The sequence below is a fragment of the Paraburkholderia susongensis genome (assembly GCF_900177725.1).
In the GTDB taxonomy this organism is placed as follows: Bacteria; Pseudomonadota; Gammaproteobacteria; order Burkholderiales; family Burkholderiaceae; genus Paraburkholderia; species Paraburkholderia susongensis.
Window position 1 is genome coordinate 36,918 of sequence record NZ_FXAT01000008.1, and the last position, 17,139, is coordinate 54,056.

At 64.3% G+C, this 17,139-nt stretch carries 12 protein-coding genes and 1 pseudogene; 10 read left to right on the forward strand and 3 right to left on the reverse strand.

Annotated features, from left to right (window positions below; all coding sequences use genetic code 11):
• Positions 1 to 133 precede the first annotated feature (133 nt).
• Positions 134 to 1,309 carry a pyridoxal phosphate-dependent aminotransferase gene (locus tag B9Z01_RS22630; protein WP_085487203.1) on the forward strand — a complete coding sequence of 392 codons (1,176 nt, stop codon included), beginning with the start codon at positions 134 to 136 and terminating at the stop codon, positions 1,307 to 1,309.
• Between the two features lie 92 nt (positions 1,310 to 1,401).
• On the opposite strand, the pseudogene B9Z01_RS22635 reads toward B9Z01_RS22630, so the two are convergent.
• A pseudogene (locus B9Z01_RS22635) lies at positions 1,402 to 1,908 on the reverse strand (ferritin-like domain-containing protein); the annotation flags it as partial.
• 164 nt (positions 1,909 to 2,072) lie between these two features.
• On the opposite strand from B9Z01_RS22635, the gene B9Z01_RS22640 reads away from it, so the two are divergent.
• The 5 genes from B9Z01_RS22640 (at position 2,073) to B9Z01_RS22660 (ending at position 7,744) form a co-directional block, all read left to right on the forward strand.
• Positions 2,073 to 3,917 carry a S10 family peptidase gene (locus B9Z01_RS22640; protein ID WP_085487204.1) on the forward strand — a complete coding sequence of 615 codons (1,845 nt, stop codon included), beginning with the start codon at positions 2,073 to 2,075 and terminating at the stop codon, positions 3,915 to 3,917.
• A gap of 164 nt (positions 3,918 to 4,081) precedes the next feature.
• Positions 4,082 to 4,828, forward strand: a complete 747-nt coding sequence (locus B9Z01_RS22645; protein WP_085487205.1) for a FadR/GntR family transcriptional regulator — start codon at positions 4,082 to 4,084, stop codon at positions 4,826 to 4,828.
• A gap of 213 nt (positions 4,829 to 5,041) precedes the next feature.
• Positions 5,042 to 5,785: a (Fe-S)-binding protein gene (locus B9Z01_RS22650; RefSeq protein ID WP_085487206.1), complete on the forward strand. Its 744-nt coding sequence runs from the start codon at positions 5,042 to 5,044 to the stop codon at positions 5,783 to 5,785.
• Positions 5,782 to 7,173: a lactate utilization protein B gene (locus B9Z01_RS22655; protein WP_085487207.1), complete on the forward strand. Its 1,392-nt coding sequence runs from the start codon at positions 5,782 to 5,784 to the stop codon at positions 7,171 to 7,173. The genes B9Z01_RS22650 and B9Z01_RS22655 overlap by 4 nt, the downstream gene beginning before the upstream one ends.
• Positions 7,160 to 7,744 carry a LutC/YkgG family protein gene (locus tag B9Z01_RS22660; RefSeq protein WP_085487208.1) on the forward strand — a complete coding sequence of 195 codons (585 nt, stop codon included), beginning with the start codon at positions 7,160 to 7,162 and terminating at the stop codon, positions 7,742 to 7,744. The genes B9Z01_RS22655 and B9Z01_RS22660 overlap by 14 nt, the downstream gene beginning before the upstream one ends.
• Before the next feature lie 51 nt (positions 7,745 to 7,795).
• Here the strand turns inward: B9Z01_RS22660 and B9Z01_RS22665 are convergent, their stop codons facing one another.
• Both B9Z01_RS22665 and B9Z01_RS22670 read right to left on the reverse strand, forming a co-directional pair.
• Positions 7,796 to 10,417, reverse strand: a complete 2,622-nt coding sequence (locus B9Z01_RS22665) for a mechanosensitive ion channel family protein (RefSeq protein WP_085487209.1) — start codon at positions 10,415 to 10,417, stop codon at positions 7,796 to 7,798.
• A gap of 588 nt (positions 10,418 to 11,005) precedes the next feature.
• Positions 11,006 to 12,439 carry a sigma-54-dependent transcriptional regulator gene (locus B9Z01_RS22670; RefSeq protein ID WP_085487210.1) on the reverse strand — a complete coding sequence of 478 codons (1,434 nt, stop codon included), beginning with the start codon at positions 12,437 to 12,439 and terminating at the stop codon, positions 11,006 to 11,008.
• Between the two features lie 1,441 nt (positions 12,440 to 13,880).
• Here B9Z01_RS22670 and B9Z01_RS22675 point away from each other — a divergent pair.
• From B9Z01_RS22675 to B9Z01_RS22690, 4 genes are all read left to right on the forward strand, one after another.
• Entirely contained in the window at positions 13,881 to 14,213 is a 333-nt protein-coding gene (locus B9Z01_RS22675; protein ID WP_244196126.1) for a hypothetical protein, read from the forward strand.
• A 226-nt stretch (positions 14,214 to 14,439) separates the two neighbouring features.
• On the forward strand, positions 14,440 to 15,897 hold the full coding sequence (locus tag B9Z01_RS22680) for a nicotinate phosphoribosyltransferase (protein ID WP_085487211.1): 1,458 nt from the start codon (positions 14,440 to 14,442) through the stop codon (positions 15,895 to 15,897).
• Between the two features lie 159 nt (positions 15,898 to 16,056).
• A complete protein-coding gene (locus tag B9Z01_RS22685; RefSeq protein ID WP_085487503.1) occupies positions 16,057 to 16,632 on the forward strand; it encodes a nitrogen fixation protein NifQ in 576 nt (191 codons plus the stop codon).
• Between the two features lie 75 nt (positions 16,633 to 16,707).
• Positions 16,708 to 17,115, forward strand: a complete 408-nt coding sequence (locus B9Z01_RS22690) for a winged helix-turn-helix domain-containing protein (protein WP_244196128.1) — start codon at positions 16,708 to 16,710, stop codon at positions 17,113 to 17,115.
• Positions 17,116 to 17,139 lie beyond the last annotated feature (24 nt).

Below are 17,139 nucleotides of genomic sequence, written 5' to 3' on the forward strand. Positions count from 1 at the left end.
TTTTCGTATCTGGACGTTTCGTCGGCGTGCCATTACATTGGCGGGTCGAATGGAAACAGCGTGGCGAATCAGAGCAACGAAACAGATCAACAAAACAGATCAACGAAGCGGATCAGCAAAACGGGTGAGCGCAATGAAGTATTCGAATCTGGTCGAGCGTCTGCAAGGCCGGCGCACGTCGGCGTGGGAAATTCATCGTGTCGCGCAACAGGCGGCCGCCAATGGCGAAGACGTGATCGTGCTGAGCGTCGGCGATCCGGAGTTCTCGACGCCCGCGCCGGTCGTCGAGCGCGCGGTCGAGGCGTTGCGTGCCGGCGATACGCACTACACCGCGATGGCCGGCCGCGAGCCGCTGCGCGCGGCGATTGCCGCGGAGCACACGCGCACGACCGGGTGCGCCGCGAGCGCCGCCAACGTGGTCCTGACCGCGGGCGCGCAGAACGGCGTGTTCGCGGTGTCGCTGTGCCTGCTCGAAGCGGGCGACGAAGTGATCGTCCCCGAGCCGATGTACCTGACTTACGAAGCCTGCGTGCGCGCCGCGGGCGCGACGCTCGTGGCGGTGCCGGTCGATGCGTCGCGCGCGTTTCACGTCGACTGCGACGCGCTCGAGGCGGCGGTCACGCCGCGCACGAAGGCGATTTTCTTCGCCACGCCGTGCAATCCGACCGGCGTCGTGATGCAGCGCGCCGATCTCGAGCGCATCGCGCGGCTCGCGTGCCGGCACGACCTGTGGGTGCTGTCCGACGAGGTCTACGCGGAGCTCACGTTCGAGCGCGAGCACGTGAGCATCGCATCGCTGCCCGGCATGGCCGAGCGCACGGTGACGCTCGGCAGCCTGTCGAAGTCGCATGCGATGGCGGGCTGGCGCGTCGGCTGGGCAATCGGGCCCACGGCGCTGATCGAGCATATGGGACGGCTTGCGCTCGCGATGCTCTACGGCTTGCCGGGTTTCATCCAGCAGGCTGCGCTGACGGCCTTGCAGAACAAGGCTGAAATCGTCGGCGAAATACGCGGGATTTACCGGCGCCGCCGCGACGTCGTGTTCGAGCGGCTGCATCGCGTGCCGGGTTTGCGCTGCCTGTTGCCCGAAGCGGGCATGTTCATGATGGTCGATGTGAGCGGTACGGGCCTCGACACGACGGATTTCACGTGGCAGTTATTTCGCGCGCAGCGCGTCTCGGTGCTCGATGCGAGCGCGTTCGGGGAAACCGCGAGAGGTTTCGTGCGGCTTGGTCTCGTGGTCGACGAGGCGAGGTTGATCGCGGCTTGCGAGCGGATTGCGGCGTTTGTCGAGGGGTCGCGCAGGTAAAGAGAATGTAATGCGAGGATGTAATGCGAGGACGTAATGCGAGGACGTAATGCGGACGATGCAGTGCGCAAGGGCTTGCCTCACTTCTTCGTCCGCGCGAGGCCGATGCGCTCCCAGGCGAGAAACGCCCACACACCCGCGACCTTGATCTCGAAGCGGATGCGCCGCCACCATGAGAGTCTTGCACGGTGTCACGCGATCCAGTTCGCGAACAACAGGATGTGGCAGCACTCTTCCTGCATGACCGGTTCGAACGTGTCGATGAGTTCGGGCGGAAAAAGACCGGAGCGCCGCGCGAGTTCGAAGAGGCCGAACGCAAAGAAACTGTCGACGCATTCGCTGTAGCCCGTCACGAGATACGCCCATTTCGGGTCTTTCGGATAGACGTAAGGGGGCTCGCTGACGAGTTCGATGCCATAGACCTGCACCATGCGCGACAGCATTTCCTTATGGCGATTCTCTTCCCACGCGTTGAGCGCGAGCGCGTCGCGCATCTCGGGGTCGTCGAGCGTCGCCGCGTACGCGGCGATGCGCAGGCGCGCCCGGCCCTCGGTTTGCACGGCGATGTCCCAGATGGGCAGCTCGACGATGCGCCTGAGCGTCGCGGCCTCAGTGCATCGCATGAGATGCCGTTTGTCATGTTGTGCCTGCAACAACGGGACGGTTGACGCCGCGCGGACTTGCGTCAAGAATCGAGCGCCGGGTTCGCTGTCGAACCGGGAATGCGGGGCTTGCGTGTCTTGACTCGTGGTCGGGGGCCTTCATGATCGTTCGTTTCTATTCTTCGTTGCGCCGGCCCCGGGCGGCGGGCGGCGTGCCGGTGGCCGTTCTGGTGGCGCTGTTTTCTCTCGCTGCGTTGGCGCTGTTCAGTGAACAAGGCTTGGCGGCCGGAGTTGCCGATTCGTCCAACGCAGCGTCCAACGCAGCGTCCAATGCAGCCCAAAGCGCGGAGACTCTGGAAAGCGCGGCGTCCGGGCCCGCCGCGAACCGGCCGCCGGCTGGCGCTGCCAGCGAGTTGCACGCCGCGCCCTCGCGCACGGGTGCGCTGCCGCGCAAACGTCCGGTTTCGCGTGAGGACGGGCAGACCTTATCGGATGCCACAGAAACGTCGGACGCGGCGACGTCTGACCCTGCAGCGTCCGGCCCGGAGGACAAGCCGCAGCACAACGGCAAACCGTCCACGCCCGCGATCCCAGTGCCGCCGGAAACCACGAGCGTCACCACGCATTCGCTCCGGCTCGACGGCCGCAAGATCGACTACACGGCGACCGCTGGAAATCTGCTGCTGCACGACAAGACCGGTGCCGCCAACGCGAGCGTTTTTTACGTGGCGTACACGGTGCCGACGAAAACGCCGTCGACGCGTCCCGTCACATTTCTGTTCAACGGTGGCCCCGGCGCCGGCAGCGTGTTCCTGATGATGGGCTCGTTCGGACCGAAGCGCGTGCGTACCGCGAGTCCCGCCAGCACGCCGCCCGCGCCGTACACGCTCGAAGACAACCCCGACAGTCTGCTCGACACCACCGACCTCGTTTTTATCGACGCGGTCGGCGCGGGGTTGTCGAGAATAGTCGGGCATGGCACGGGCAAGGACTTCTGGGGCGTCGACGAGGATCTCAGCGCGTTTGCGCAGTTCATCGATCGCTATCTGACGGTGAACCAGCGTTGGAACTCGCCGAAGTATCTGCTCGGTGAATCGTATGGCACCGCGCGTGCCGCGATGCTTGCGTACCAGTTGGGACAGAACGATATTGCGTTGAACGGCGTGATTCTGATGTCGTCCGTGCTCGATTCCTCGGCGTTCTCGCCGGGCTTCGATTTCAAGAGCGAGAGCTATCTGCCGAGTTTCGCGGCCATCGCGTGGTATCACGACAAGATCACGCCGAAACCCGCCAGCTTGCCGGCCTTTCTCGACGAAGCGCGCGCTTTCGCGCGCGGTCCTTATGCTCAGGCGCTCGCGCAGGGCGACGCGCTGCCCGACACCGAACGCGAGGCGATCGCCGCGCGCATTGCGTATTTCACGGGTCTCGACGTGGGCTATGTGAAGCGCAATCGTCTGCGTCTTTATCCTTCGCGTTTTCGCAGCGAATTGCTGCGCAATCAGTCGCGCAGCGTGGGCCGTTATGATGCGCGATTCGAAGGCATCGACTCCGACGACTCATCGGAGCACCCCGACTTCGATGCGTCCGTGAGCAGCGTATCGAACGCCTTCAATGCGGCGCTTCACCAGCATTTCGCGCAAGACCTGCACTTCACGCCGACGGAGCGCTATCAGGTTTTCAACGACGATGCGCTGCGGCAGTGGGACTGGAAGCATCGAGAGTGGTGGGGCGAACGTTTGCAGCTGCCCTATGCGGCCGGCGACCTGGCCGAGGCGATGCGGCAGAATCCGCAATTGCGCGTGATGTCGCTGAACGGCTATTTCGATCTGGCTACGCCGTTCTACGCCACCGAATATGCGCTTGCGCATCTCGGCGTCGACAGTCCGCTGCGTGAGAACGTGCGCATTGCCTACTATCCGACCGGTCACATGATCTATCTCGACGATGCCGCGCTGCATACGCTCAAGCGCGATCTGGCGAGCTTCTACGCGGCGCAGCCGCATTGAGTCGTGCGGCGTGCGTGAAATCGGCGCGCGGGGCGAACGGTATAATTCCACATACAGCCACGCACAGCCACATACAAACACGCACCGTGGAGCAGGCGTTCAACGCCGCGCGGACCATTGCCGCTGCCGCTTGCTCCGTCAACCGGTTTCACCGATCGTTGCCCATGCCCTTCACCCCGATCCCGTCCTTCGCGCGCAAACGCATTTCCGACGTCGTGTCCGATCAGATCAAGCAACTGATCTCGGCGGGCACGCTGATGCCGGGCGACCGGCTGCCGGCCGAGCGCGATCTCGCCGCGCAACTCGGCGTATCGCGGCCGTCGCTGCGCGAGGCGCTGATCCGGCTGGAAGCGGACGGCTATATCGAAACGTCGGGGCGGGGCGGCTTTATCGTTGTCGATGTCACCGCGCCGATCATTTCGAAGCCGCTTGCCGAACTGCTGCTGCAGAATCCGCGCACCAGCGCGGATATTCTGGAACTGCGCCAGGGGCTCGAAGCGATCTCGACGGTCTATGCCGCGCAGCGTGCCACGGCGGCGGACCTCAAGCGGATCGGCGCGGCGTTCAAGGCCTTGAAGGCTGCTTCGCTGTCGAACGATCGCGCGAATCTCGCCGAACTGGACGCCGCGTTTCATCTCGCGATTGCCGATTCCACGCACAACGTCGCGCTCGCTCACGTGATGCACGGCATTCATACGCTGATTCGCGAAGGCATGCGCCGCTATCATCGGTTGATCGATTACGATGACTCGATGGAAAAGCAGTTGATGAGCCAGCATCAGGCCATTTACGACGCCGTGATCGCGCGCGATGCGCAAAAGGCGCGCAAGGCGGCCGAGCGCCATCTCGCATTCGTGCGCGAGATGTACGAGGGCGATGCGGCGAAACCGCCGGCCAGCATGAATTCCTGATTTTCCGTTCACCGCGCGAAAACCCAACGCGCGCCCAGGCGCGCCGCCGGGCGGATTGACACCATTCGCGGACTTTTCTATAGTCTTGGTCAGACCAACAAGACCAATCTGGCCGGGCTGGCTGGAACAGCCGCTACAGCGGCCTCTACAACGGCCGCTGCAACCCTGATTATCCCGGCTGGCATCGTCCCCGCCGCCCCTTTAAAAAAGCCTATGAAAGTCGCGCTGTTCGTCCCGTGCTTTATCGACGCGTTCTACCCGGAAGTGGGCATCGCCACGCTCGAACTGCTCGAGCGCTTCGGCATCGAGGTCGACTATCCGCAGGAGCAAACCTGCTGCGGCCAGCCGATGGCGAATAGCGGCGCGCATGCCGACGCAGCCGCCACCGAGCGTCTCTTTGCGCGCAATTTCGCGGGCTATGACTATATCGTCGGGCCGTCCGCGAGCTGTGTTCATCACGTGCGTGAGCATCTGAGCGCGATCGAACAGACCGACGAAGTGAAAAAGGTGCGTGCGAGCGCCTATGAACTGGTCGAGTTTCTGCACGACGTCGTCGGCGCGCGGGAATTTCCGTGGGCTGAGTTTCCGCATCGCGTCGGTCTGCACAACAGTTGCAGCGCGTTGCGGCATCTGAAGGAAGCGTCGGTGTCGGAAATCATGGGCACGCCGTTTTCGAAGCCGCGCACCTTGCTCGAAGGCGTGAAGGGCATCGAATTCGTCAAGCCGGCGAGACCAGACGAATGCTGCGGTTTTGGCGGCACGTTCTCGGTCACGGAAGAGGCGGTGTCGGTGCGCATGGGGCAGGACAAGGTGCGCGATCATCTGAACGCGGGCGCCGAATACATCGTTTCCGGCGACATGTCGTGCCTGATGCATCAGCAAGGTTGCGCGGAACGCATGAAGGCCGACGCGCGCTTCATCCATATCGCGCAGGTTCTCAATGGAGCGCGCGCATGAGCCGTGTCGATCACGCCAAATCAGCGGGCGCTTTCATCAAAAAGACCGAGCACGTCGCGTTTCACGACAGACGTCTGTGGGATTTGCGCGAGAAGCGCGATGCCCAGGCGCACGGTATCGCCGAATGGGAAACGTTGCGCTCGCTCGCCTCTGGCATCAAGGAACATACGCTCTCGCATCTGGCCGACTATCTGGAGCAGTTTGCGGCGACGGCCGAAGCGAATGGCGTCGTCGTACATTGGGCCGCGACGGCCGAAGAACACAACGCGATCGTGCATGAGCTGATGTCCGCGCGTGGCATGACCACGCTCGTGAAGAGCAAGTCGATGCTCACCGACGAATGCCGGATGCGCGAGTACCTCGAACCGCGCGGCATCACGGTGATGGAGACGGACCTCGGCGAACGCATCCAGCAACTCGATCATCAGGATCCGAGCCATATGGTGGTGCCTGCCGTGCACAAGCTGCGCGAGGACGTGGCGGAGCTGTTCGGCCGGACTATCGGCACCGATCCGAAGAATAGCGACATTCACTATCTCGCCGAAAGTCAGCGCATGAATACGCGGCCGTATTTCGTGCGCGAGAAAACGGCCGGTATGACGGGCTGCAACTTCGCAGTGGCGGAAACGGGCACGGTGGTGGTGTGCACGAACGAGGGTAATGCGGATCTTTCGGCGAACGTGCCGCCGCTGCATATTGCGTCGATCGGTATCGAGAAGCTGATTCCGAAAGTGTCGGACCTCGGCGTGTTTGTCCGCATGCTCTCGCGCAGCGCGCTCGGTTCGCCGATCACGCAGTACACATCGCATTTTCGCGCGCCGCGCCCGGGCACCGAGATGCACTTTATCCTCGTCGATCATGGCCGCTCGGAACGGCTCGCGATGGAGGACTTCTGGTACTCGCTCAAATGCATTCGCTGCGGCGCGTGCATGAATACCTGTCCGGTGTATCGGCGCAGTGGCGGCCTCTCGTATGGCGGAACCTATTCGGGGCCGATCGGCGCGATCATCAATCCGACTTTCGATCTGAAGCGCTATAGCGCGTTACCGTTCGCCTCGACGCTCAACGGCAGTTGCACGAACGTGTGTCCGGTGAAGATCAATATTCACGAGCAGATCTATAAGTGGCGCGCGGTGATTGCCGAGCGTCATGAGGTACCGTTCGTGAAGCAGGAGGTGCTGAAGATGGCGGGGCGCCTGCTCGCGAGTCCGACCTTGTATCGCGCAACGGTGTCGTCGATGGGCGGCGCATTGCGGCGGTTGCCGAATTTCGTGCTCTATAACCCGCTCAACATCTGGGGCAAACAGCGCGAATTGCCGGAAGCGCCCAAGATGACTTTTCACGCCTGGTACAAAAAGAATCGCGGAGGCGGCGATGACAACGCGTGAGGCTTTTCTCGCGAAGGTGCGCGCCGCGCAACCGGCCGCGCGGCCGCGTCCCGACGTGCCGCTTTTCGATTCGACCGGCGGTGACCTGCGCGCGCGTTTCACCGCGGCGCTGCAGACGATGGGCGGCACCTGCGTCGAAGCGGCGAGTGCGGGCGACGTGAGCGAGCTGATTCGCGAGCGATTCGGCGCGACGGCGTCGGTTGCCTCGGCCGTGCCGGAGGTGCCGGGCACGCGTGTGCTTTCCTCGGACACGGATCCCGCCTCGCTGCAGGATGTCGACGTCGGCGTCGTGCGTGCGCGCTATGGTGTCGCGGAAACCGGCTCCGTCTGGTTCAGTGAGCGCGAGTATGGGGTCAATGCGCTCGGCTATATCGTCCAGCATCTGATCGTGCTGCTCGATCCGGCGCAACTGCTCGACGGACTGCAGGATGTCTATCGCCGCGACGACTTCCGCGACGCGCGCTATGCGGCGCTCGTTACCGGACCTTCCGCGACCGCCGACATCGAGGGCGTGCTGATTCGCGGCGCACAGGGCGTGCGCTCGCTGACCGTCGTGTGGATCGCGGCATGATCGCGGCATGACGCATTAGCGGTCCGGGGGCGCGGCGGCGGTTCGCGCATGTCACGCATGCGGCGACGCCGACCCCGGATTCGCAGGCGTACCCGGGCCGCCAGCCGGGCTCGGATCGACCGGTATCTGGTCGTCCACTGGAGCGTCGCCTTTGTGGTGGGCCTCCTTGCTTCGCGACACATCGCCCTCGGGCTGCCAGTTCTCCGGTTCGCGCGGCAAGCCTGGATCGGTTTTCACCGCCTTGCTTTCCGGGTCCCACGTGAGCAGATGACGCTGCGGATTCGCGATCTCGATGCCGCACGCGCTGAAGCGCTCGACGATGCGCCGGTTGAACTCGCGTTGCACGCCCCAGCGCGACGTATCGCGGCATTGCATCTGGCCGGCAAGCGTGATCGCCGAACCGTCGACCGCGTCGACGCCCCAGAACGCGAAGTCCGACAGGATGCCGTCCTTGAACTTGCTGTCCGCGCGCAACGACGCGCCGATTTCCTTGAGCGTGTCGATCGCCCGCTCGACGTCCTGGCCGAACACGATGTTCACGCGCACCGCCGCATTGCCGAGTCCGCGATTGGTGTTGTTCACGGTCGATACCGAACTGAACGGCACGGTGAATAGCGAGCCGTCGCTGCCACGCAGCCGCACCGTGCGGATCGACAGATACTCGACGGTGCCCGACACGCCCGCGAGCGTGACCCAGTCGCCGACCTGCATCGCGTTTTCCATCAGCAGGAAGATGCCGGTGATGAAGTCCTGCACGAGCTTTTGCGAACCGAAGCCGAGCGCGACGCCGAAAATGCTTGCGCCCGCGAGCAGCGGCCCGATGTTCACGCCGAGCTCGCTTAAACCGGTCAACACGACGACGAGCGCGATCACGCAGAAGAGCGCGCTGCGCAGCATCGGCATCAGCGTGCGCAGCCGCGCGGCGCGCACCAGGTCGCCGCGATTGGTCCAACTGTCGAGGCGCCGTTCGGCCGCGACGTTGACGATCTCCCAGACGACCAGCGCAATGACCGCGGCCACGCCGATCGTGGCGAGTGCCGAGGCGAGCCGGTGGCCGATCGAGCCCGAGCGGAACAGGTCGATGACGTCGACGCCCCATGCCTGCAATAGCGCGAGCGAGGTGATGATGCCGATCACCCAGCTCACCACGCGCCGCAGCAGCGGGTAATAGCGGTACGCGTGCTGATGCACGAGCGAGCGCGATTCCTCGTCCTGCACGTGGAAGATGCGCGCGAGCGCGCCGAAGATCACGATCGACACGAGCCGCGCGGCGATCAGAATCACGAGCGTCATGCCGCCGACGTGCACGAGCGCGTGATAGCCGTTCTGCACGTCGAAGGCCCAGACGAACCACAGCGCCATCACGATGGTCGTGGTGACCCATGCCCACGCATCGGCGAGCGCATTGCCGAACATCTGCAAGGACTCGTGCGCGGAGAAGCGCTGGCGGATCCGGTTGCCGACCGGCTTCGCGCATTGCAGCACGAGAATCGAGATCATCAGGTGACCGGCGAGCGCGACCACTTTCAGGAGCGCGAGATGCGCGGCGTCGTTCAGGCCGAGTGTCTGCGCGACTCTGGCGAGCGCGACGCCGGCGCCGACCACGCTGACGATGCGCACGATCCAGCCGAGCACGAACACGGCCCACGCGTCGCCCATGCGCAGCAGCCGCAGACGCGGCGCGCGCGGTTGCAGGAAAAACGCGCAGACGATCACGATCACGCGGCACAGAACGTAGGTATCGACGAGCGAATCGAGCGCGCGGTCTTGCGGCGTGCCGTTGTCGCTGAAGATCGACATCAGCGCGCCCGCCGCGCCGACGAACACCGCGAGCGGCAGCAGCCGCAGCACCGTAATCAGCAATGCGCGCGGCAGGCGCTGCAGCAGCGTCCAGTGATGCGTTGCATTGCGCTTGCCTTCGGCTTCGATGGCGCGGCCTTTTTCGGAGGGCGTCGCGTAGGCGGCGGCCGGGCCGGTGGCGACGGTCTGCGCCTCGGCTTCGGGCACGGGCGGCATGCGGGTCGGCTCGTCGGTCGCTTGCGGTGCGCGCCCGGCGGCTTCGTCCGGTGGTGCGTCGTCGCCGGGTTCATCCTGCATCGCGCGCTCGCGGCGTGCTGCGAGCGCGAAGTACGCACGCCGCAAGACCCGGCGCGTCAGCCATTCGAGCAGCAGCGCGGGGATCAGCGCGGCGAGCAGCGACCACAGGACTTCGAACAGCGCGGCGCGCGCGTGCGGATTCGTGAACTGCGAGTTCAACCATGCGCGCACCGACGCGACGTCGAGCAACGCGGCCACCGAGCCGCGCAATGACTTCGCGAGATACGAGGCCCAATGCTCGCTTTGACGCGCGATCTGCGAGGCGAGGCCATTGGCGTTGAACGCGGCCGGCTTGCTTGCCGGGGCGGGAGCCGCGGCCGCCGCGGGGGCGGAAGCGGGCGGGGCGCTTAGCACGCCGGCGGCGGCGATCGCCTGCAGCGTATCGGCGACTTGTGCGCGCTGCTTCGGGTCGTTGAGCACCGCAAGCGCCGCGCGAGCCTGCTCCGGCGTCAGGCTGACTGCGGCAATGGAAGCGGAAGCGGGTGACGCGGCGGGGGCAGCGGACGTCGCGGCGAAGACTGGCGCCGCACCGGCGAGCAGAAGAATGAAGAACCAGACGCGCAGTAGTCTTTGCATAGGGTGTAAAGCAGGTGTAGACCGGAGAGATAAGCGGATGCGGACGATTGTGCCGGAACGCGGGGACTGTTTCAGCGCCGCGACCACGGACCGACACGGGCCGAGCCGCACAAGTTCCTCGCGCAGCGGGCCGCCGGGCGGCGTTGGCGAACGCTCGTGCGAGGCGTGACGATACCCGATGACGGCCGCTCATGACGGCCGGCAGGCGTATTGAAGGGGAAGGTAGCACAAAGCCTGCCTGAGGCTGGTTTCCCCTAGGGGGCAGGCTATGCAATGTGGTGCGCGGCTGGGCGAGCGCAAAGAGGAGGGTGCAAAGAGGAAGGCGCCGCGCACTCAGGCAACCGCGGCCTGCGATGACGTCGATGGATCAGGCCATCGTCACCAGGATGATGACCCCGCAGGGGGCGTGACTACCGAGGAGCCTGAAACGCCGGAGAAAACTTCAAACGGAGCACGGGCGGCTCCAGCAGGCATGACCGGCGGGCTCGGCGCACACCGGCAACGCACCACGCACGGTTACGAAAACAACGCGCCCTCAACAAAGACAGAGCCTTCAACCAAGCCCGCGAAAAGCGCTTAACCCCCCGCTTACGCGACAGACGACGCCTGCCGCTCCGCCTCGTCGTCGGCATCGGCGCCGCCGCCGTTCGCGCCGCGTGCGGCGCCCGGCTCCGGGTGCAAGCGGTTCGCGTGCATGAGGCGGTACAGCGTCGCGCGCGAGATGCCGAGTTCGGCTGCCGCGTCGGACAGCTTGTAGCCGTGCCGCAACAGCGCGCGTTCGATGGCATCCTTTTCGGCCTTGCTGCGGATTTCCGCGAGCGTCACGGCCGGACCGTGGTCCGCTTCCGGCAGACCGAGGTCGCTCGCGGTGATGAAGCGGCCCTCGCTCATCACCACCGCGCGGCGCACGCAGTTGATCAGCTCGCGCACGTTGCCCGGCCACGTATAGTTCGACATCGCGACGATCGCGTCGCTCGACAGCCCGCGCAGTTTGCGCGCGCCGTCCTGCTTGTACAGGCTGAGCGCGTAGTTGGCGAGCAGCTTGATGTCGCCGCCGCGCTCGCGCAACGGCGGCTCGACGAGGCGCAGCACGCACAGGCGGTGATAAAGGTCGGAGCGAAAACGCCCGTCCTCGACCGCGCGGTCGAGATCGACGTGGGTCGCCGAAATGACGCGCACGTTGACGCTGATCGGGCCGTTGCCGCCGAGCCGCTCGATCGTGCCTTCCTGCAGGAAGCGCAGCAGCACCGCCTGGCACTCGTGCGGCATGTCGCCGATTTCGTCGAGAAAGAGCGTGCCCTCGTGCGCGCTTTCGATCCGGCCGATCTTGCGTTGCAGTGCGCCGGTGAACGCGCCGCGCTCGTGGCCGAACAGCTCGGCTTGCAGCAGGCTCGGCGGAATCGCCGCGCAATTGATCGCGACGAACGAGCGGCCGGCGCGCGGCGAGCGCTCGTGAATGGCACGGGCGGTCAGTTCCTTGCCGGTGCCCGATTCGCCCGCGATGAACACCGGCGCCTCGGTCACGCTGCATTTGTCGATGCGCCGGTAAAGCTGCTGCATCGCCTCGCATTGCCCGACCATGCCGTGCCGCCCGAGCGACGGCTCCGGCGCGGCGCGCGGCTGGCGCAGGCTCGAGAGGCCATGCGCATGGCCGAGCGCGAACACGAGCCGCTCGTTGAGCCATGGCTGCGTGACGAAGTCGAAGCAGTAATCGAGGATGAAGCGGCTGACCAGTTCGTTTTTGGTCTGGCCGGGCACGATCTGCGCGACCCAGTTGGTCTGGACGCCGCACATGCACGAGGCGAGCGCGGACAGTTGCTGCGAGGTGGAGTCTTCGGGCAATTGCACGAGACCGACCTTGATATTGCCGCGCTCGATCATGCGTTCGGCGATTGCCGTGCTTTTCGCGTGCACGGCTTGCCACCCGGACGCAGCCAGAAATGCGACAAGTTTCGGGTCGGGCAAATTCGCCACGTACAGAACGGTGCGTTCCGTGTCGGCAGGCGTGCAAATCGTAGTCATGGTACCCCCGGTTCGATACTGCTTTCAGAACTGCTGTGCAACGTACTGGGCAGACGGACGGTCAACTGGCGGCGTTCGGCCGGCCGGTTCGGTCCGCTTGCCTGGATGCGGACCTGGCCTCACGACGCGAGCCTGCTAGCGGCAGACCGGCCGCAGTGCATCGCGTGAGCAGGGAGTGTGCGGCGCGGACTGCAATGCGCTGCATGCCGGACATATCAGGCAATGACGGCGTAAATAGCTCGTGCATTGCTGAAACTGCCCGGTGGCTTTGTCCCCGGAATCGTGAAAACCGCTGGAACCGATTGTCTCGCTTGTTGTTTCGTTCGTTGCCTGGTCTATTACCTTGTCGATCTGATACAGCCGCTCTGTTTGGCGCATGGCCTCAACCATATGCGAAAGCGACTGGGAGCACCATACCAACAAATATGGATAAAGGAATGATTTTCTCGTTATCGGATTGACAAGGAATGTAAGAAAATAAGCGGTCAACCCCAGTTATGAGCGGCATCCAACATTGCGCAGCAATTCATCGGGCATTAAACGACGATATCCACCCGTGCTGGGCAAGCACGGGTGTTTCAAGTTTGCGACACATTGGGCAGACCCTCGCAGGCCGTTTTTGATGTGCCTGGGGATCAGTATATTTGACCGGTTTTATCGCGCAAGCCCGATGCAGCCGGAAAAAACGGCTGGTCTACACGCGCCTGCGGACAGGAAAATCGCACCGCCGTGTGCGTGGCACGGCTGGAATGCGGCTCAATGGTGTGTCACGGACGAATCAATGCTCGATGAGCGGACCCCGGCGCGCAGGTGCGATGCCGCAAAAAGACCGGCGGTATAACGATCGCGCAAGGCTTTGACGGCGTTTGCGTGGGTTTGAACACGCATTGGCATAACTGTTGCGTTAAGGGCTGCACAGAAAAAAGTTTTGCCGCCCGCGCCATGGCACGGGGAAAGCCAGATTTAAAAAAAGACCGGCGGCAAACAGGTCGCTCGCAGGCACGGCCGGGGAAGCCATTAAGTGTTTGCGAGAGTGCGGCGGGGTCTTCCTGAATATAAACGTCAAATAAAACGGGTGAATGACGGAGTGGTGATATCGGTCATTCATAACCGGACGACAACAGACATCGGCCACGCCGTTTTTCCTTTTCGCCTTTTTGTCCAAAAGACATGAAAAGGACAGCGATAACGACAGGTGACGCGTTGGCAACGTTTGCGAGCGACGCACCGATGGAACGAAAAGGGGCAGCGCCGGACCAGGACCAGCCGGCGCGACGAGGCGGGGAGAGAGGCCACAGTCTCCACAGAGAGGCTCGCTTGACGAGGTGAACCGGGTGCCGTGTCCGTGGGTTGGCACGGGCACGGCGACCTGGACCGGCCGCCGGACTTTGCCGCGCAGCGGCTCGGCCTGGCGCAATCCTGCTCGATATCGGGGTGTGTGATGAAACAACAGATCCGCAAGCCGGCCGCCGAACGCGCGACCGGCGTTTCGGGGGCTTCCGGACTGACCTACAGGCGGTATGTCGCGGCGTCGCGGGCGCGTTTCTTTGCGCAGGCGCACGCTTCGTCGGTCGATCTGCTGACGCTCGTGGTCGCCGAGGCGCTCAAGCGCAAGGCGCAGGCCGAGATCCGGCGCGACGTGTTACGCGATGCGCTCTACGAGATGCCGGCCGGTCGCGGGCGGGACCGTGAGCGGGACATGCCGCGGCAGCCGGCCGAGGGTGACGGTGGTTCAGATTCCGGCTTCGGCCTGGACCTTGGCCTGGATGAATGACGTCATAGGCCAGCCGCGTGCGCCGTGGCCGAATCCGCCACGGCAACTGAAGCCGGAGCTTTGAGGCCGCCCCGCGTTCGAGCGCTGGCGTGCATATCGGAGTAAGGTCGAATTGCCGGCAATTCCCGGTATATTTCGACGGTGCGGGGTAAGGGCGGTAAAGATAAAGACCCGATAAAGACCCGATAAAGACCCCGCCGTCCCGCCACTCCAGCGAGAAAATCACGTGAGCGCAGCACAGTCCACGCAGAACGCGCAGGGTCGTTCCGGCTTCGCGTCGATCCTGTCCAATCCGATTCTGAACACGGATTCGTATAAGGCCTCGCACTATCTGCAATATCCGCCCGACGCGTCGGCGATGTTCTCGTACATCGAATCGCGCGGCGGGCGCTACGAGCGCACGCTGTTCTTCGGCCTGCAGATGCTGCTCAAGGAATACCTGTGCCGGCCCATTACGGCAGCGATGATCGAACAGGCGCGCGCCTTCTTCAGCGCGCATGGTGAGCCGTTCAACGAAGCGGGCTGGCGCTACGTCGTCGAGCAGTGCGGCGGCTACCTGCCGGTGCGGATTCGCGCGGTGCCCGAAGGCTCGGTCGTGCCGACGCGCAACGTGCTGATGACGGTCGAATGCGACGATCCGCAGGTGTTCTGGCTCGCCTCGTATCTGGAGACGATGCTGCTGCGCGTCTGGTATCCGATCACGGTCGCGACGCAGAGCTGGCATCTGCGCAAGACGATCCGCGCGTATCTGCTCGAGAGCAGCGACGACCTCGCGCAACTGCCGTTCAAGCTGCATGATTTCGGTGCGCGAGGGGTGTCGAGCGCGGAGTCGGCGGCGATCGGCGGCGCGGCGCATCTCGTCAGTTTCATGGGCTCGGATACCGTGCTCGGCGTGCTCGCGGCGAATCACTACTACAATGAAAGCATGGCCGCGTTCTCGGTGCCGGCGGCCGAGCACAGCACGATCACCGCCTGGGGCCGCGAGCGCGAAGTCGACGCGTACCGCAACATGATCGCGCGCTTCGGCAAGCCGGGCGCGATCGTTTCGGTGGTGTCCGATTCGTACGACCTGTTCGCCGCGCTCGAGGCGTGGGGCACGGAACTGAAGCAGGCCGTGCTCGATTCCGGCGGCACGCTCGTGATCCGGCCCGACTCGGGCGATCCGTGCACGATCGTGTTGCAGACGCTGCGCTCGCTCGAAGCATCGTTCGGTTCCGTGACCAACAGCAAGGGGCGGCGCGTGCTCAATAACGTGCGCGTGATTCAGGGCGATGGCGTGAACCCCGATTCGATCGTCGCGATTCTCGCCGCGATGGACGAGGCCGGTTTCGCCGCCGACAACATCGTGTTCGGCATGGGCGGCGCGCTGTTGCAGCAGATCAACCGCGATACGCAGCGCTTCGCGATGAAGTGCTCGGCGATCCGGCTCGGCGACGAATGGCACGATGTGTCGAAGGACCCGGTCACGGATCACGGCAAGCGGTCGATGAAAGGGCGCTTGACGCTGCTGCGCAATCGCCGCACGGGTGAGTACCGCACGGTGACGCTGCCGGTCGTATGGGACGAACGCACCGTTGCTGAAGAATGGGAAGAAGCGCTCGTGACCGTGTTCGATGCGGGCCGCCTGTTGACCGATCTGTCGTTGGCCGATATCAGGAGCCGTGCGCATGCGGATGAAATGTGACGTGTATAGGGCCTTCGGCCATGTCTGCCTGTCATCGATCATCGCGCAGTCATGACCATGTCTGACGATCCCTTTGCACAGGCTGCGCAGCATACAGGTGCCAAGACGAGCGGCATCGAAGCGCTGCAATTGCCGTCCGATCTGCAGGTCGCCGCATGCATGCGCGACTGGTTGAGCCGGACCACTCGCGCCGATCGGGCCGACCCGGACCCCAGCGCCGCCCCCGCTCTCGACACACGGCTCTTCGCCAAACTGATCGCCGCGCGCGATGCTCGCAATGAACTCGCGTTGCTCGGATTGCAGGCGCACGAATGGCGCGCACTGCTCGCGCGGCATTTCGCGGGGTATTTCGGTCACGCAACGATGCCCGCTTTGCCGCAGGCAATCAGTCCCAGCGAACACGCGAGCTTTATGCGCGCGCTCCACTCGCTGCTGATTGCCAACGCAAGCACCGCGGTCCATGTGGACGATGCGCGCTGTCTCGCCACGATCATCGTCCATGCGTGTCTGCGCCCGGATCATTTGTGGCGTGACCTCGGTCTTGCCGGCCGCGACGAAGTCACGTGGATGCTCACGCGTTATTTCCCCGCGCTCGTCGCGCTGAACGTCGAGAACCTGCGCTGGAAGAAATTCCTCGCCGCGCAATGCGCGCTGTCGTTGGGTCTGCCGCCAGGTCCGGCGCCGGGTTGCCCGGGCTGCGAAGACTACGGATATTGCTTCGCGTCACGCACTTGACGTACGGAGTCGAAGCCCGTCACTGAAGCGCGCGGCCAGGTGGCAGCGCGAGGCGGTTCGTGTATGCTTTCGCGCATGGCTGACACCGTCAAAACCGCGAAAACCAAAGCCGCGCCGGCAACGAAATCCGCGACGCCGCGCCCCGAAGTGCGCTTCAGAATGCGCATCCGCCATGGCGATTCGGTTGCGCTCGGACCGGGCAAGGTCGATCTGCTCGAAGCGGTGCGCGAATACGGCTCGATCTCGGCGGCGGCGCGCAGTCTCGACATGTCGTACCGGCGCGCGTGGCTATTGATCGATGAACTGAACCGCTCGCTGAAGTCGCCGGCCACGCATTCGGAGCAGGGCGGGCAAAGCGGCGGGGGCTGCACGCTGACGCCGGTCGGCGAGACCATCATCCGGCTGTATCGCGAGGTCGAGGAAGAAGCGCGGCGCAGTTGCTCGAAGCAGATCGCCGAGTTGATGAAGCTGATCCGCGCCTGAACGGCGCGTTCATGCACTACACCG

What these genes read in the sequence shown, in the direction of transcription:
- B9Z01_RS22630 (WP_085487203.1), top strand. Translation starts at nt 134, where the DNA reads ATGAAGTATTCGAATCTGGTCGAGCGTCTGCAAGGCCGGCGCACGTCG.
- B9Z01_RS22640 (WP_085487204.1), top strand. Translation starts at nt 2,073, where the DNA reads ATGATCGTTCGTTTCTATTCTTCGTTGCGCCGGCCCCGGGCGGCGGGC.
- B9Z01_RS22645 (WP_085487205.1), top strand. Translation starts at nt 4,082, where the DNA reads ATGCCCTTCACCCCGATCCCGTCCTTCGCGCGCAAACGCATTTCCGAC.
- B9Z01_RS22650 (WP_085487206.1), top strand. Translation starts at nt 5,042, where the DNA reads ATGAAAGTCGCGCTGTTCGTCCCGTGCTTTATCGACGCGTTCTACCCG.
- B9Z01_RS22655 (WP_085487207.1), top strand. Translation starts at nt 5,782, where the DNA reads ATGAGCCGTGTCGATCACGCCAAATCAGCGGGCGCTTTCATCAAAAAG.
- B9Z01_RS22660 (WP_085487208.1), top strand. Translation starts at nt 7,160, where the DNA reads ATGACAACGCGTGAGGCTTTTCTCGCGAAGGTGCGCGCCGCGCAACCG.
- B9Z01_RS22665 (WP_085487209.1), bottom strand. Translation starts at nt 10,417, where the DNA reads ATGCAAAGACTACTGCGCGTCTGGTTCTTCATTCTTCTGCTCGCCGGT.
- B9Z01_RS22670 (WP_085487210.1), bottom strand. Translation starts at nt 12,439, where the DNA reads ATGACTACGATTTGCACGCCTGCCGACACGGAACGCACCGTTCTGTAC.
- B9Z01_RS22675 (WP_244196126.1), top strand. Translation starts at nt 13,881, where the DNA reads ATGAAACAACAGATCCGCAAGCCGGCCGCCGAACGCGCGACCGGCGTT.
- B9Z01_RS22685 (WP_085487503.1), top strand. Translation starts at nt 16,057, where the DNA reads ATGCGCGACTGGTTGAGCCGGACCACTCGCGCCGATCGGGCCGACCCG.
- B9Z01_RS22690 (WP_244196128.1), top strand. Translation starts at nt 16,708, where the DNA reads ATGGCTGACACCGTCAAAACCGCGAAAACCAAAGCCGCGCCGGCAACG.